Source organism: Pseudomonas sp. T1.Ur (assembly GCF_023516725.1).
In the GTDB taxonomy this organism is placed as follows: Bacteria; Pseudomonadota; Gammaproteobacteria; order Pseudomonadales; family Pseudomonadaceae; genus Aquipseudomonas; species Aquipseudomonas alvandae.
The window spans coordinates 692,183-706,158 of sequence record NZ_JAMGSN010000001.1; the positions used below are offsets into that span (position 1 = coordinate 692,183).

Annotated in this window: 14 protein-coding genes; 3 read left to right on the plus strand and 11 right to left on the minus strand. The window is 60.5% G+C overall.

What is annotated here, in order from left to right; translation table 11 throughout:
• Positions 1-5: 5 nt before the first annotated feature.
• Both M8Q45_RS03225 and M8Q45_RS03230 read right to left on the minus strand, forming a co-directional pair.
• Positions 6-1,577: an AmpG family muropeptide MFS transporter gene (locus M8Q45_RS03225; RefSeq protein ID WP_249873541.1), complete on the minus strand. Its 1,572-nt coding sequence runs from the start codon at positions 1,575-1,577 to the stop codon at positions 6-8.
• Positions 1,578-1,621: 44 nt separating this feature from the next.
• Positions 1,622-1,975, minus strand: a complete 354-nt coding sequence (locus M8Q45_RS03230) for an MGMT family protein (protein ID WP_249873542.1) — start codon at positions 1,973-1,975, stop codon at positions 1,622-1,624.
• A gap of 156 nt (positions 1,976-2,131) precedes the next feature.
• Between M8Q45_RS03230 and M8Q45_RS03235 the strand changes: the two genes are divergently transcribed.
• Positions 2,132-3,139, plus strand: a complete 1,008-nt coding sequence (locus tag M8Q45_RS03235; RefSeq protein WP_249873543.1) for a DUF481 domain-containing protein — start codon at positions 2,132-2,134, stop codon at positions 3,137-3,139.
• Positions 3,140-3,332: 193 nt separating this feature from the next.
• Here M8Q45_RS03235 and M8Q45_RS03240 read toward each other — a convergent pair whose 3' ends face one another.
• A complete protein-coding gene (locus M8Q45_RS03240; protein ID WP_002554837.1) occupies positions 3,333-3,542 on the minus strand; it encodes a cold-shock protein in 210 nt (69 codons plus the stop codon).
• Between the two features lie 352 nt (positions 3,543-3,894).
• On the opposite strand from M8Q45_RS03240, the gene dcd reads away from it, so the two are divergent.
• Together dcd and M8Q45_RS03250 are read left to right on the plus strand one after the other, a co-directional pair.
• Complete coding sequence (dcd, locus tag M8Q45_RS03245) at positions 3,895-4,461, plus strand: dCTP deaminase (protein WP_017126297.1); 567 nt, start codon at positions 3,895-3,897, stop codon at positions 4,459-4,461.
• A gap of 102 nt (positions 4,462-4,563) precedes the next feature.
• Positions 4,564-4,770 carry a hypothetical protein gene (locus M8Q45_RS03250; protein WP_249873544.1) on the plus strand — a complete coding sequence of 69 codons (207 nt, stop codon included), beginning with the start codon at positions 4,564-4,566 and terminating at the stop codon, positions 4,768-4,770.
• 35 nt (positions 4,771-4,805) lie between these two features.
• Here M8Q45_RS03250 and pdeM read toward each other — a convergent pair whose 3' ends face one another.
• From pdeM to M8Q45_RS03290, 8 genes are all read right to left on the minus strand, one after another.
• Positions 4,806-5,462 (minus strand): ligase-associated DNA damage response endonuclease PdeM, encoded by a 657-nt coding sequence (gene pdeM / locus M8Q45_RS03255; protein ID WP_249873545.1) that lies wholly within the window; start codon positions 5,460-5,462, stop codon positions 4,806-4,808.
• Positions 5,462-7,948 (minus strand): ligase-associated DNA damage response DEXH box helicase, encoded by a 2,487-nt coding sequence (locus M8Q45_RS03260; protein WP_249873546.1) that lies wholly within the window; start codon positions 7,946-7,948, stop codon positions 5,462-5,464. The genes pdeM and M8Q45_RS03260 overlap by 1 nt, the downstream gene beginning before the upstream one ends.
• A 257-nt stretch (positions 7,949-8,205) precedes the next feature.
• Positions 8,206-8,970: an ABC transporter ATP-binding protein gene (locus M8Q45_RS03265; RefSeq protein ID WP_249873547.1), complete on the minus strand. Its 765-nt coding sequence runs from the start codon at positions 8,968-8,970 to the stop codon at positions 8,206-8,208.
• 13 nt (positions 8,971-8,983) lie between these two features.
• Positions 8,984-10,102 (minus strand): succinylglutamate desuccinylase/aspartoacylase family protein, encoded by a 1,119-nt coding sequence (locus tag M8Q45_RS03270; RefSeq protein ID WP_249873548.1) that lies wholly within the window; start codon positions 10,100-10,102, stop codon positions 8,984-8,986.
• Positions 10,103-10,129: 27 nt separating this feature from the next.
• On the minus strand, positions 10,130-10,840 hold the full coding sequence (locus M8Q45_RS03275; RefSeq protein WP_030139413.1) for an ABC transporter permease: 711 nt from the start codon (positions 10,838-10,840) through the stop codon (positions 10,130-10,132).
• Positions 10,837-11,565, minus strand: coding sequence for an ABC transporter permease (locus M8Q45_RS03280; protein WP_249873549.1), 729 nt, complete (start codon positions 11,563-11,565; stop codon positions 10,837-10,839). The genes M8Q45_RS03275 and M8Q45_RS03280 overlap by 4 nt, the downstream gene beginning before the upstream one ends.
• A gap of 57 nt (positions 11,566-11,622) precedes the next feature.
• Positions 11,623-12,405: a transporter substrate-binding domain-containing protein gene (locus M8Q45_RS03285; RefSeq protein ID WP_030139411.1), complete on the minus strand. Its 783-nt coding sequence runs from the start codon at positions 12,403-12,405 to the stop codon at positions 11,623-11,625.
• Between the two features lie 249 nt (positions 12,406-12,654).
• Positions 12,655-13,812, minus strand: a complete 1,158-nt coding sequence (locus tag M8Q45_RS03290) for an acyltransferase family protein (protein WP_249873550.1) — start codon at positions 13,810-13,812, stop codon at positions 12,655-12,657.
• Positions 13,813-13,976: the final 164 nt, after the last annotated feature.

Genomic DNA, 13,976 nt, shown 5'->3' on the forward strand with positions numbered 1-13,976 from the left:
TGGGCCTACGACTCCTGGGCGGGCCGGGTTGGCGTTGATTCCGGCTCCGACTCCGATTCTGGCGTCGGGCCTTGGCGGCTATTTTCCTGGTACCAATGCAAGGCGGTCAGGAGCAGGGTCGGTACGCCGAGCAGGGCGGTGATCAGGAAGAAGTCGTGATAGCCGAATTTCTCCACCATCACCCCCGAGTAGCCGCCAATCAGGCGTGGCAGCAGCAGCATGATCGAGCTGAGCAGGGCGTATTGGGTGGCCGAGAATTTCAGGTTGGTCAGGCTCGACAGGTAGGCGACGAATGCCGAGGTGGCCAGGCCGGAGCTGAAGTTGTCCAGGGAAATCGTGACAATCAGCATCTTCAGGTTCGGGCCCATGTCGGTGAGCATCAGGAACAGGATGTTGGTGGCGGCCGAGGAAACGCCGCCGATGAACAGGATCGGCAGGATCCCGAAGCGCACGATCAGCAGGCCGCCCATCCCGGCGCCGACCAGTGTCATGATCAGCCCGAAGATCTTGCTGACGCTGGCGATCTGGTCCTTGGTAAAGCCTTGGTCGATGTAGAACACATTGGCCATGACGCCCATGACCGTGTCGGACATCCGGTAGGTGGCGATCAGTCCCAGCAGCAAGAGCGCCTGCCAGCGGTAGCGCAGGATGAAGTCGTTGACGGGCGTCAATACCGGCGCCAGGCCTCGACGTCCCATGGACGACAGGCACAGGGCAGTCAGGAGGATGTAGAGGATCGCCCGCAGGAACGCGCGATCCTCGAGCAGCAGGTCGAGCAGGCTGACGCCTTCGAACAGTACGCTGGCGAAGTCAGTGTTGTAGAGCTGGGTGAACATCGCCGGGACCGACACCAGCAGCACGATCAGCACGAAGACCGAGGCCAGTTGGTGAACGAAGGTGTAGCGCCCGGCCTGCAACTGGGTGCGCAGCGGCACGGGGGGCTCGCGCATCAAGAGTGACGTCAGCAAGGCCGGCACCATCAACACGCCAAACAGGAGGTACGTGCCGGCCCAGGCCGAATGCTTGTAGCTGAACCCGGTGGAGCCGAACCCTTCGGCAAAGAACAGCGCGCCGGCGGTAGCGAGCAGCGCGGCGACCCGATAGCCAGACATATAGCTGGCGGCCAACGCGGCCTGGCGGGTGTCTTCGACGATTTCCAGTCGATAGGCATCGACGGCGATGTCCTGGGTGGCTGAGGCAAAGGCGACGATGACGGCAATCGCGATCAACCAGGACAGGTGCTTTTGCGGGTCGCAGAAGCTCATCCCGACCAGTCCGAGGATCACCAGGCCTTGGGAAAGTACCAGCCATGAGCGCCGACGCCCCAGTTTGCCCAGCAACGGAAGGCGCCATTGGTCGAGCAGTGGCGACCACACCCATTTGAAGGCATAGGCCAGGCCGATCAGGCTCGCGTAACCGATGGTTTCGCGGGCCACGCCGGCCTCGCGCAACCAGACCGAGAGGGTGGAAAACACCAACATGTACGGCAAGCCGGCGGCGAAGCCTAGCAGCAACAGCACGAGCGTCGAAGGACTGGCATAGGCGGCGAGGGCGGCGCGCCAGGTTTTACGGGGCATGGGCTGGAGTCTGCCTCAAAAATTGCGAAAACAAAGCGCGCACTCTAACCGCTGTGCTCTACCGGGCGCCAGCCATGGCGCTGAATATCAACACGATTATTCAGGACACTGATCCCTTCCATGCGCAAGCGCGCGCGTTGTTCGTCCCCCGAGGCGCTGCCCGCCGGCAGGCTGATCCGACCGCCGGCCGCCAGCACTCGATGCCAGGGCAGCTTGGTGTCGTTCGGCAGCTGGCTGAGCGTGCGTCCGACCCAGCGGGCCGCGCGGCCAAGGCCGGCCATGTCGGCTAGCTGACCATAAGTGACGACTTTGCCTTCCGGTACCTGCGCCAGGGTCAGGTAGAGCGTGGTTCGTCGGACTTGGGCTGCATTTTCGGGGTCCGCAGGGGTGTCAGTCACGGGGTTGTTCCTGGAAATAGGTCCGTCTGTAGATTAATTCCTACAGATCGCGTTGATAAGTGAACTCATCATCCGTACGTGGGTCAGTCGTTGCTGAGGTGTCATCCTGGGGGATAATGCCGCCTTTTCACCGAAAACTTGAGCCCATTATCGCTTATGTTGTCCAGAACCCTGCTGTGCCTAGCTGTTACGAGCGCCTCCATGCCATTGCTTGCCGATACCGTCTGGTTGAAGAACGGCGACAAGCTCAGCGGCAAGATTACCGTTTTCGATGGCGGCAAATTGTTGATCCAGACCGATTACGCCGGTGCGGTCCCGATTGACTGGAAACAGGTCAAGACCCTGGAAAGCGACCAACAATTGCTGGTCAAGCAGGATGCTTACACTGGCGAGAAGGCTAAATCGCTGCAGGCCGCCGACGATGGCAAGGTCATTCTGGCCAACGGTGAAGCGCCCAAGACCGTCGAACTGGCCAGTATCCAGCAGATCCTCAAGCCCAAGCCGGTGGTCGAAGACTTGGTATGGAAGGGCAATATCGACGCCGCGCTGGATTACCAGCGGGCGGAGAACGATACCGATGACTACGATATCGACTTCAAGACCTCGGCACGTCACGGCAGATGGCGACACACCGCTGAAGGTGAGTACAACCGCGAATTCCAGGATGACGTGGTTTCGGCTGACAACTGGCGCCTGGAGTATTCCCTCGACCGGTTCATCACCGACAAATGGTTCTGGCAGGGTCGCCTCAATTACAAGCGCGATAAAGTCGAAGACCTGGCCCGCCAGCGCGTCGTGGGCACCGGTCCCGGCTACCAATTCTGGGACGACGAGCTGGGCGCGTTCTCGCTGGGTTCGCTGCTCAACCGTACGGATTATGAATATCGCGATGGGGGCAAGGACAACTTCTATTCCGTCGCCATGAAGTGGGATTACAACCGCTACCTGATTGGCAAGCGTGTCGAGTTCTTCACCAACGGCGAAGTTGGCAAGCCGCTATCCGATGTTGCCGACTACGCCTATGACGCTGAGGTCGGGTTGCGCTACAAGGTGACCGACTGGGCGTCGCTCAACCTCAAGGCCGAGAAGGATGTGATTGAGGGTACTGAAGACAGCGACCTGAGCAAGACGCGCTACACGGCTGGGTTTGGCGTGACCTGGTAATCCCGAGCTGACATCGGGCCCTGTGGGAGCGAGCCTGCTCGCGAAGGCGGTGGATCAGTTGCACCTGTAGCGACTGGTACATCGCTATCGCGAGCAAGCTCGCTCCCACAGGTTTTTTTGTGCCTGAAAAAATCGACAGGCACAAAAAAGCCCCGCTTTTAAGGGCGGGGCTTCTTACTAAAGCAAGGACAAGTTAGATAACTTGAACTTCTTCAGCTTGCATGCCTTTCTGACCGCGGGTAGCGATGAAAGAAACCTGTTGGCCTTCTTTCAGGCTTTTGAAGCCGTCGGATTGGATAGCTTTGAAGTGAACGAACAGATCGTCACCGGATTGTGGGGTGATGAAGCCGAAGCCTTTTTCATCGTTGAACCACTTAACGGTACCGGTTTGGCGATTAGACATGGTGTAACTCCTTGAACAAAGATAACTGCGACTCAGGAAGAACCCTGGCCGAGACTGAGTGCAAAGAGCAGGAAAAATTCTTGTAGATGGTTGGATCGAAATTCAACATATCGTGTAGAGATTCTCAGTGACACAAGCAGCACAGTGACGCCACCTTAACCCTTTTTCCTGAACGTGCCAATGGTCTTTGCGAAGGTTTCTCGGTTTTAATGACTGACGGCAAGCGCGATGGCCGCCGGGGCCTGGAAATCAAGGCGGATCGGCGAGATTTGCGTCGCGCACTTTGAACCCGACCCGCGCCCCGGTAAGATGCCGGACAGTTTTTTTCCACCTCGCTATTCAGGAACCCGCCATGAGCATCAAATCGGACAAGTGGATTCGCCGCATGGCGCAAGAGCACGGCATGATCGAGCCTTTCGTCGAGCGCCAGATGCGTGGCGAAGGCGCCGACCGGCTGATTTCCTTCGGTGTTTCCAGCTACGGCTATGACGTACGCTGCGCCGATGAATTCAAGGTGTTCACCAACATCAACTCCGCCACCGTCGACCCGAAGAACTTCGACGAGAAGAGCTTCGTCGACATCAAGAGCGACGTTTGCATCATTCCGCCGAACTCCTTCGCCCTGGCCCGCACCGTCGAATACTTCCGCATTCCGCGCAACGTATTGACCATCTGCCTGGGCAAAAGCACCTATGCCCGCTGCGGCATCATCGTCAACGTGACGCCGTTGGAACCCGAGTGGGAAGGCCACGTGACGCTGGAGTTCTCCAACACCACGACCCTGCCGGCGAAGATCTATGCCAATGAAGGCGTGGCGCAGATGCTGTTCCTCGAATCCGACGAGGAATGCGAAGTGTCCTACAAGGATCGGGGTGGCAAATACCAGGGCCAGCGCGGCGTGACACTGCCGCGTACCTGATTCTGACGAGCTGTCGGAATTCCTGAGCGGGCAGGCACTCTATGGAGTGTACTGCCCGTTTTTTTGCGTCAGCCCAATGGGCCTTCGCTCAGGAGTAGCTCTATGAAGATCGATCCGCGAATCAGTGCCGAACTGGCAAGGCTTGAGCCCAATCAGATCGGTGTCCTGGCTTGGTCACTGCTGGCCCATCCTGTCGAAGCGGCGGGTGGCGTTCCCGGTGACCCCGATCCTGATCCCAACCCCACGGATCCCACCGAGCCCGGTGAGCCGACGCTTCCGGACGAGCCACCTCCTGCACCCGTAGCCTGATCCGAATATGGCCCGTCAGTTGAAGCACGAGTGCTTTAATTGACGGGCCATATTTCGTTATCGCCGATGACGAAGATCTTGCAGTCGTTCTCTTGCTCGACCCGATAGCCTCCCGTGAATGCGCCAAACGCCGGCAGCAGGCTGATGTCGCTGCCGAGGCGAAAGCACGGCAGGCGCAGCCGCTGCCGACCTTTGCCACTGAGGTGGTAGACCGGGTGCACGTGGCCGGCCAGCACGTGCCGGCTCGAATGCGGGTGGGGTTCGTGTTGCACGGCGAAAGGGCCCAGCAGCAGCGGCTCGGGAACGACGCGGATATTCAGGTCCGGCGGCGGGTCGCCGGCACGTTTGTCGTGATTGCCGCGTATGAGCGTCATGGCCAGGGAGGGGTGTCGCGCACGCCAGTCCGCCAACGCCCTTAAGGTTCCCGGCGCATGGGAGCCGGGCCCATGGAGAAAATCCCCAAGGAAAATCAGCAGTCGGCAGGGCAGGCTCGCCAGCAATGCATCGAGCTCCGCGAGGTTGCTCGCTGTCGTGCCATGGGGAACCGGCTGGCCCAGGCTGCGGTAGGCGGCGGCTTTGCCGAAATGCACATCCGCCACCATCAACGTCTCCTGGGCGGGCCAGTACAGGGCTTTTTGCGGGAGCAGCCAGAGCGCTTCCCCGGCGAGGTTGACGGGATAGGGCGCGGCCATCAGGCGGTCCCCCGATCGGCGGTTCTTTCCAGTTCGCTGACCATTCGGCGGATGCGGTCGGCGAGCTTTTCCGAACTCATGCTTTCGCGGAACCGCTCCACCAGCAATGGGAAACCCAGCGGGGTCGGGCGCTTGATGACATGCAGGTCGAGCTTCAAGGTGTCGAGGCGTTCCAAGGTCTGCTCCAATCGGCGTATATCCAGTTCTTCGCGCAAGACTTCCTCGCCGGCCTGGGCCAGCAGCAGATTGTCGGCGTCGTATTGCTTGAACACCTGGAAGAACAATCCGCTGGACGCCTGGACTTGCCGAGTGCTCTTCGGCGCGCCGGGGTAGCCGGCGAACACCAGCCCGGCGATCCGGGCGATCTCGCGGAAGCGGCGCAAGGCCAGTTCGCCGGCGTTAAGGCTGGCAAGGACGTCGCCCAGCAAGTGGTCGGTGCGCAACAGCGTCGGGTTCAGGTGCGCGGACCAATCCAGCTCGGTGGCGCTGAGCAATTCCAGGCCGTAGTCGTTGACCGCAATGGAAAACGTCACCGGTTGCCGCTGGCTGACGCGCCAGGCCAGCAAGCTGGCGAGTCCCAGGTGAACCTGGCGTCCGGCGAATGGATACAGGAACAGGTGCCAACCTTCCCGGGACTTGAGGGTTTCGGCCAGCAACGTGCCTTGCGTGGGCAAACCGGACCAGCGCAGTTGCGTGCTCAACATGGGCTGCGCCGCTTGCATTTCCGGGCCGTCGAAATGACCAGCGGCGGCTTCGCTCAGGCGCGCCACGACAGCCGCGGCGAGCTCGCTGGAAAGTGGCATGCGCCCGCCGTTCCAGCGCGGTACGGCGGCTTTCTTCGCCTGGCTGCGCCGCACGTAGGCGGTCATGTCCTCGACCCGGACCAACTCCAGCAGCCGGCCGGCAAACAGGAAACCATCGCCGGGCCGCAGGCGTGCGATGAAACCTTCCTCCACGCTGCCCAGGGTCTTGCCGCCACCGCCCTTGCTCCAGAACTTCAGTTGCAGGCTGGCGTCGCTGACGATGGTGCCGATGCTCATGCGATGACGCCTGGCCAGGCGGGCGTCGGGGACGCGCCAGATGCCGTGTTCGTCCGGTTCGACCCGTCGGTAGTCGGGGTAGGCCGTCAGCGACAACCCACCGTGACGAACGAAGGCCAGGGCCCAGGCCCATTCGGCCAGGTTCAGGTTGCGGTAGGCCCAGGCACCACGCACCTCGTCAAACAGCTCGTCGGGTATGAAACCGCCGCCAAGGGCCATGCTGACCAGATGCTGGACCAGCACATCCAAGGGTTTGTCGGGCGATTCCCGCGGTTCGATGCGTCGCTGTGCCACGGCGTCTTGGGCAGCAGCAGCCTCGACGAGCTCCAGGCTATGGGTGGGCACCAGGGTTATCCGCGAGGTCCGTCCCGGCGCATGGCCGGAGCGCCCGGCGCGCTGCATCAATCGCGCGACGCCTTTGGCCGAGCCGATCTGCAATACCCGTTCGACGGGAAGGAAATCCACGCCAAGGTCCAGGCTGGACGTGCACACGACGGCCTTGAGCTGGCCGTCCTTCAGTGCTCGCTCCACCCAATCGCGGGTATCACGGGACAACGAGCTGTGGTGCAGCGCAATCAGCCCCGCCCAATCCGGTCGCGCGTCGAGAATGGCCTGGTACCAGATTTCCGATTGCGCGCGGGTATTGGTGAAGACCAGGCAACTGCCGCTGGCGTCTATCTCGGCGACAACCTGAGGCAGCATTTTCAAGCCGATGTGCCCGGCCCACGGAAAGCGCTCGAGGGTCGGTGGCAACAGCGTATCGACCTGTAGGGCTTTGCCGTTGGCGCCCTGCACGCTGACCCCGTTGCCTTGCGGGATAAGGACTTGCTCGGCGTGGGCCTGATTACCCAAGGTCGCGGATACACCCCACACAATCAGCCCGGGATGCCAGTGTCTCAGGCGCGCCAACGCCAATTGCAACTGGACGCCACGCTTGTTGCCGAGCAGTTCGTGCCATTCATCCACCACGACCATGCGCAAGGTCGAGACGGCGGTGTGTGCATCGGCACGGGCCAGCATCAGCGTCAGGCTTTCCGGTGTGGTGATCAGCGCAGTGGGCAGGCGCCGGCCTTGGCGGGCGCGTTCGCTGGCGCTGGTGTCGCCAGTGCGCAGGCCGACGCTCCAAGGGATTTGCAACGGCGTGAGCGGCGCTTCGAGGGCTTTGGCGGTGTCGGCAGCCAAGGCCCGCATGGGCGTGATCCACAAGACCGTCAACGGCTCCGCCGGCGGTTTGCGTTTGCGCGGTTTATCCGGTGGCGGCACTGAGCGCGCGAAACGATTGAGGGCGGCAAACCAGACGGCGTAGGTCTTGCCGGCACCGGTGTTGGCATGCAGCAGCCCCGACTCGCCGCGCTTGACGGCGGCCCACACGTGTTTTTGAAAAGCGAACGGCTTCCAGCCCCGGGCATCGAACCACTGTTTCGCGAAGTTGCTGGATGTCGCCATGGGTGCCGTGCATGCCCTGAAAGTCCTTCTTCAGAGACCACGGCAGGAGGTGAAAGGTTTTATGACCTGGTGGTGGCAGGCGCGCTGTTGTGGCGAGGGCGCTTGCTCCCGCTGGTCGTAGGAGCTGCCGAAGGCTCGGGCCGCGTTCGGACGATCTTTTGATCTTGATCTTGATCTTTCGCTTACGATTCAAGTGGCAGTGCAAAGATCGCAGCCTCGTTGCACTCGGCAGCGCCTACGGGCTTGGCTCGGTGCTTTTATTTCAGATTGCCACTGAGGAACTGCTTGAGCCGTTCGCTGGTGGGATTGCCCAGCACGTCTTCCGGCGCGCCTTCTTCTTCCACCAGGCCCTGGTGCAGGAACAGCACCTGGTTGGACACCTTGCGGGCGAAGCTCATTTCGTGGGTCACCATGATCATGGTCCGGCCTTCTTCGGCCAGGCCCTGGATGACCTTCAATACTTCGCCCACCAGTTCCGGATCCAGCGCCGACGTCGGCTCGTCGAACAGCATGACTTCCGGCTCCATCGCCAATGCGCGGGCAATCGCGACGCGTTGTTGCTGGCCGCCGGAGAGGAACGCCGGGTATTGCTCGGCAACGCGGGCCGGCAGGCCAACCTTGTCGAGGTAGCGACGGGCGCGGTCATCGGCTTCCTGCTTGCTGACACCCAGCACCCGGCGCGGCGCCATGGTGATGTTTTCCAGCACGGTCATGTGGCTCCACAGGTTGAAGTGCTGGAACACCATGGCCAGGCGCGTTCGGATGCGCTGCAACTCGTCGGCGTCAGCCACGCGCATGCCGTGGTGATCCTTGATCATCTGGATCGACTGGCCGTCCAGGCTCATGGCGCCGTCGTTGGGTTGTTCGAGGAAGTTGATGCAACGCAGGAAGGTACTTTTGCCCGAACCGCTGGCGCCGATCAGGCTGATCACGTCGCCGGTCCTGGCCTTGAGCGAAACCCCTTTGAGCACTTCATGCTGGCCGTAGCTCTTGTGCAGGCCTTCAATGGTCAGTTTGTACATGGAGCAGGCATCCTCAAGGCGAAAGTAGGTAACCGCTGCGGTAGGCTTCGGTCCCGGCGACATGGGCGATGACCATGCCGGCAGTGGCCATGCGACGCAGCGAGCGGGCATACAGCAGCCCGGCGTTACGGCAATGAACGGGGGTAACGGTGTCGTTGACCGGGTCGATGATCTCGGCGATCAGTTGCCCGGCCTCCATGTACTCGCCGGGCAGGGCGCTGTACACCAGCAGGCCGCCGACCGGCGTCGCCACCGGTTCGACGGCGGCCAGGGGCGTGGCCGGGTAGGGCAGGTCGGGCAACGGCACCGGTTCGCCGTCGATGGCGCCGAAGCGGATCAGGTATTCGATCAAGGCCTGGCAGTCGAGGCTCGCCAGGCCATGGTTGACGTCGCCCTGGCCGCGCAATTCGACAGTGACCGAGAAGCTGCCCAGGGGGATTTCGAATCGTTCGCCAAAACGTTCCTTGAGTTGCCACCAGAGCAGTGTGAAACACTCGTCGAACGATTGGCCGCCCGAGTCGGTGGCCAGCAGGCTGGCCTCGGCACCGATGTAGCGCGCCAGCGGCTCGACCTGGGGCCAGGCTTCGGGCGTGGTGTAGAGGTGGGCCACGGCTTCGAAGTCGCAATGCAAGTCGAGCACCATGTCGGCGTCGCAGGCCAGTCGTTGCAGGACCAGGCGCTGGGATTGCAGTTGCGTGCCGGCGGTCTGCCGACTCAGGGCATCACGCAGGCTGGTACGGATGAGCAACAGGTTGTGCTGCGGGTCGTCGGTGAGCAGTTCTTCGATTTCGTTACCGATCTCTTCGCTCAGGTCGACGAAGCGGCGATTGAAGTTCTGCCCACTCTCCAGTTCGTAGCGGCCCAGGGGCACGTCCATCAAGACCTGTTCAAGGCCGATGGGGTTGGCGACCGGCACCAGCACGATTTCGTGTCGCAGATGGCCGGACTTTTCAAGTTCGGCCAGGCGCTGCTTGAGGTGCCAGGCCACGAGCATGCCGGGTAACTCATCGGCGTGCAGGGACGACTGGATATAGATTTTGCCAGCGGCTTTTTCCGGGCCGAAGTGGAAGCTGTGGATCTTGCGTGCGGTCCCCGGCAGCGGGGCCAGCAGGTCATGGATCTGGTGGCGCATTTACGTGTATGTCCTGGAACGGAAGCCTTAGTGGGTTGGGCCGAGAAAGGCCAGCCAGCGGCGTTCGGCGAGACGGAAGAGGCCCACCAGTGCAAACGTGACGGTCAGGTAGATCAACGCGGCGATCCCGAACGACTGGAACGTCAGGAATGTGGCCGAGTTGGCATCTCGCGCGACTTTCAGTACATCGGGAACGGTAGCGGTGAACGCCACGGTCGTCGAATGCAGCATCAAGATGACTTCGTTGCTGTAGTACGGCAATGAGCGCCGCAGCGCGGACGGCATGATCACGTAAGTGTAGAGCTTCCAGCCGGTCAGCCCGTAGGCCTTGGCCGCTTCGACTTCGCCATGGTTCATGCTGCGAATCGCCCCGGCGAAGATCTCCGTGGTGTAGGCGCAGGTGTTCAACGCAAACGCCAGGATCGTGCAGTTCATCGCGTCGCGAAAGAAACTGTCGAGCAGGGGCTGGGCGCGTATCGCGGCGATGCTGTAGATGCCGGTGTAGCAAATCAGCAATTGGATGTAGAGCGGTGTGCCGCGGAACAGGTAGGTGTAGAACTGCACCGGCCAACGCACATAGAACTTTGGCGAAACCCGGGCGATGGACAGCGGGATCGACACCAGGAAACCGATCAGCAGCGAGGCGCTGAGCAGCCAGAGGGTCATGGCGAGGCCGGTGATGTTGGTGCCGTCGCTGTAGAGGAACGGTCGCCAGTATTCTTGCAGGAGTTCGATCATCGCACGGCCTCCCGGGCTCCGGCGGCGTAGCGACGTTCAAGTCGACGCAGGATGAAGTTGGACGCGCTGGTGATCAGCAGGTAGATCAGCGCCGCCAGCACCAGGAAATAAAACAGTTGGTAAGTGCTCTTGCCCGCATCTTGTGCCGCCTTGACCAGGTCGGCCAGGCCGATGATCGACACCAGGGCGGTGGCCTTGAGCATGACCATCCAATTGTTGCCGATGCCCGGCAAGGCAAAGCGCATCATCTGCGGGAACACCACAAAGCGAAAACGCTGGCCACGCTTGAGGCCATAGGCCGTGGCGGCTTCGACCTGGCCGCGCGGCACCGCGAGAATCGCGCCACGAAACGTTTCGGTGAAGTACGCGCCATAAATGAAGCCCAGGGTGATCACCCCGGCGCCGAATGGGTCGATCTCGATGTATTCCCATTCCATCAGATCAGTCAAAGAAGTCAGCCAGGTTTGCAGGCTGTAGAAAATCAGCAGCATCAGCACCAGGTCGGGTACGCCGCGAATCAACGTGGTGTAGAGCTGGGCGGGAATACGTAGCAGTTTGACGCTGGACAGCTTGGCGCTGGCACCCAGCAGGCCGAGCAGGACACTAAGCAGCAAGGAAAGAGCCGACAGCTTGATCGTCATCCAGGTGCCTTGCATCAGCAGCGGGCCGAAGCCCTTCAGGCTGAAGGCAGAGAGCCCCAGATTTTGTAGGAGTTGTTCGAGCATGGAGAAGGCCTTTGGCAGGAAAAAAGCGCCCACCCGAGGCCGGGCAGGCGCCGCGCATTATTTGCCGCTGTACAGATTCAGATCGCCAAAGTGTTTCTTCTGGATTTCGGCGTATTTGCCGTCGTCGTGTAACGCTTTGATACCTTTATCCAAAAGCGCCTTCAGCTCTTTGTTACCTTTCTTGATACCGATAGCGGTCTTGGCGGGCAGCAGTTCGCTGTCCACCGGCTTGCTGATTTCATAGCCTTCGCCTTTTGGCGATTTCAGGAAGCCCAGCTCGGCCTGGAGCATGTCCTGGATCGCCGCGTCGAGGCGGCCGGAAGTCAGGTCGGAATAGACCTGGTCCTGGTTCTGGTAGGCCTGGGTCTTGACACCGGCTTTGTCCAGCACGGCTTTGGCGTAGGCTTCCTGGATGGTGCCTTGCTCGTAGCCGACGGTCTTGCCCTTGAGCGAGGCGACGTCTTCGCTCAGGCCCGAACCTTTCTTGAATACATAGGCTGTTGGGCCGGAGAACAGCTCGCTGGAGAAGTCGATAGCCTTTTCGCGGGCTGGAGTAACGGTCATGGAGGAGATCACGCCGTCGAATTTATTGGCCTTGAGGCCTGGAATCATGCCGTCGAAATCGCTTTCGACCCATTTGCATTTGACCTTCAGTTCTTCGCAGATCGCATTGCCCAGGTCGATGTCGAAACCGACCAGGCTGCCGTCGGCGGCCTTGGATTCGAACGGGGCGTAGGACGGGTCGACACCAAAACGCAGTTCCTTGTATTCCTTGGCCGTGGCAGCGCCAGCAGCCATGCACAACGCCAGTGCAGAAAGGGTCAGCAGTGCTTTTTTCATTATCGAGTCCCTAAAACCAATTTGAGCGCTTGTGGCGCATAAGATTGTTACCGGTGAAGGTCTGAACGGTATGACGGCATAAAGGTAGCAATTTCCGAACCATAGTGCCGAACAAGTGTTTTAAAAGCACTGGCGGCGGGTGACGGAACGCGATGGTGCGCGGGAAGGAGCGTACACCAAAATATGCACCAGGATGGAGCGACTCCCATTTCTGGCATTACTGGAGCGAGGGCGCGCCTGGCGTTTCTGTCATGGGGTTTTTTTCAGCTGGGTATCGGGACTTGATAGAGGGCCAAGGGCGGTCTTGTTGCTGAGCGCTCGGCCGAAAGATTGCCCGGTCATCTCGACGTACCGGTAGGTGAACATGGACACCAGGACGACCGATCCTGCGACCAGCAACGCGACAAGGTTATTGAGCGCTACGCTGCCGAGGTCCAGGTAACGCGTTCCGTCGATCACCGGGGCAATGTCCAAGCCGGAAAATTTCTTCGCCACCATGAACGCCGACACTACGCAGAAGAGAACGGCCGCATGGGTCAGGTAGATGGAGTAGGACAATTTGCCGAGTAAACCGAAGCCACGTCCCGCCAACAACCGCGACACCGCACCGCCGTCAAAGGCAAATATGACGACGATGACACCGAACAACAGGCTGGCCAGCAGTTGCTTGGCTTCAAAGTCGTTGACCACGAAAACCAGCGCCGCTGCCACCGCTGTCACTTCAAGGGTGGTCAGCAACCCCGTCCGGGCCTGGCTGGGGCGGGGGATTCGCCGGTACACGGCATAAGCCAGGCAGCCGGTGAAAAAATAGGCGAGACCCCGTAGCGATTCGATGGTGAAGAAGGTGTTGCCCCTGTACATCTGCGCCAGGGCCACCAATACCACGGCTCCCCATACCCACGTCCTGACCCCGAAAGCGATGCTGAGTATCAGGGCGAAGATCATGTAGGTGTAATACTCGATACTGATGCTCCAGGACGGGTAGTTGAACGACAATGGATTAGTCAAATGCGTCCACGATTGCAATAACAGCGCATTGGGCAAAATTTCGGAGGGGGCAAATTTTTCTGAAAAAGGCACGTTGTTGAAGTTCATGCCTTTTTCGGATGCTATATATCTCCCGCACTCCAGGGCTATAAAGATGCTCAGCATAAAGAGGTGCAGGGGCAGCAGGCGGAACGTGCGGGTGATGAAGAACTTTCGAAAGTTAAACCGTGCGGAGTTGCCATAGGCATGCGTCAATACGAAGCCGCTTAATACGAAAAAGAATGAGACAAATATTTCGGCGTGGCGAAATAACAACCATTCGGTAAAACTGCCACTGATGCGCAAGTGATAGAGCATTACCGATATGGCCATCAGTCCCCTGAAGCTATCCAAGGATTGAAACCGCTTCTCTGCAAGCATGTCAGGGCTCCTCTGAGTGGCACGCCCCGGCATTCATCCCGTCGGTGGCAGGAATGGCCCCGCTTGGCCTTGCCTGGGTGGCGATGCCGTCCCGCTCTCCCCGAGTGATGGGTCTTCTTTCACGGCGGCGCGAAAGGCTGGAGGATGTTCTGGGCGAAGGGCAA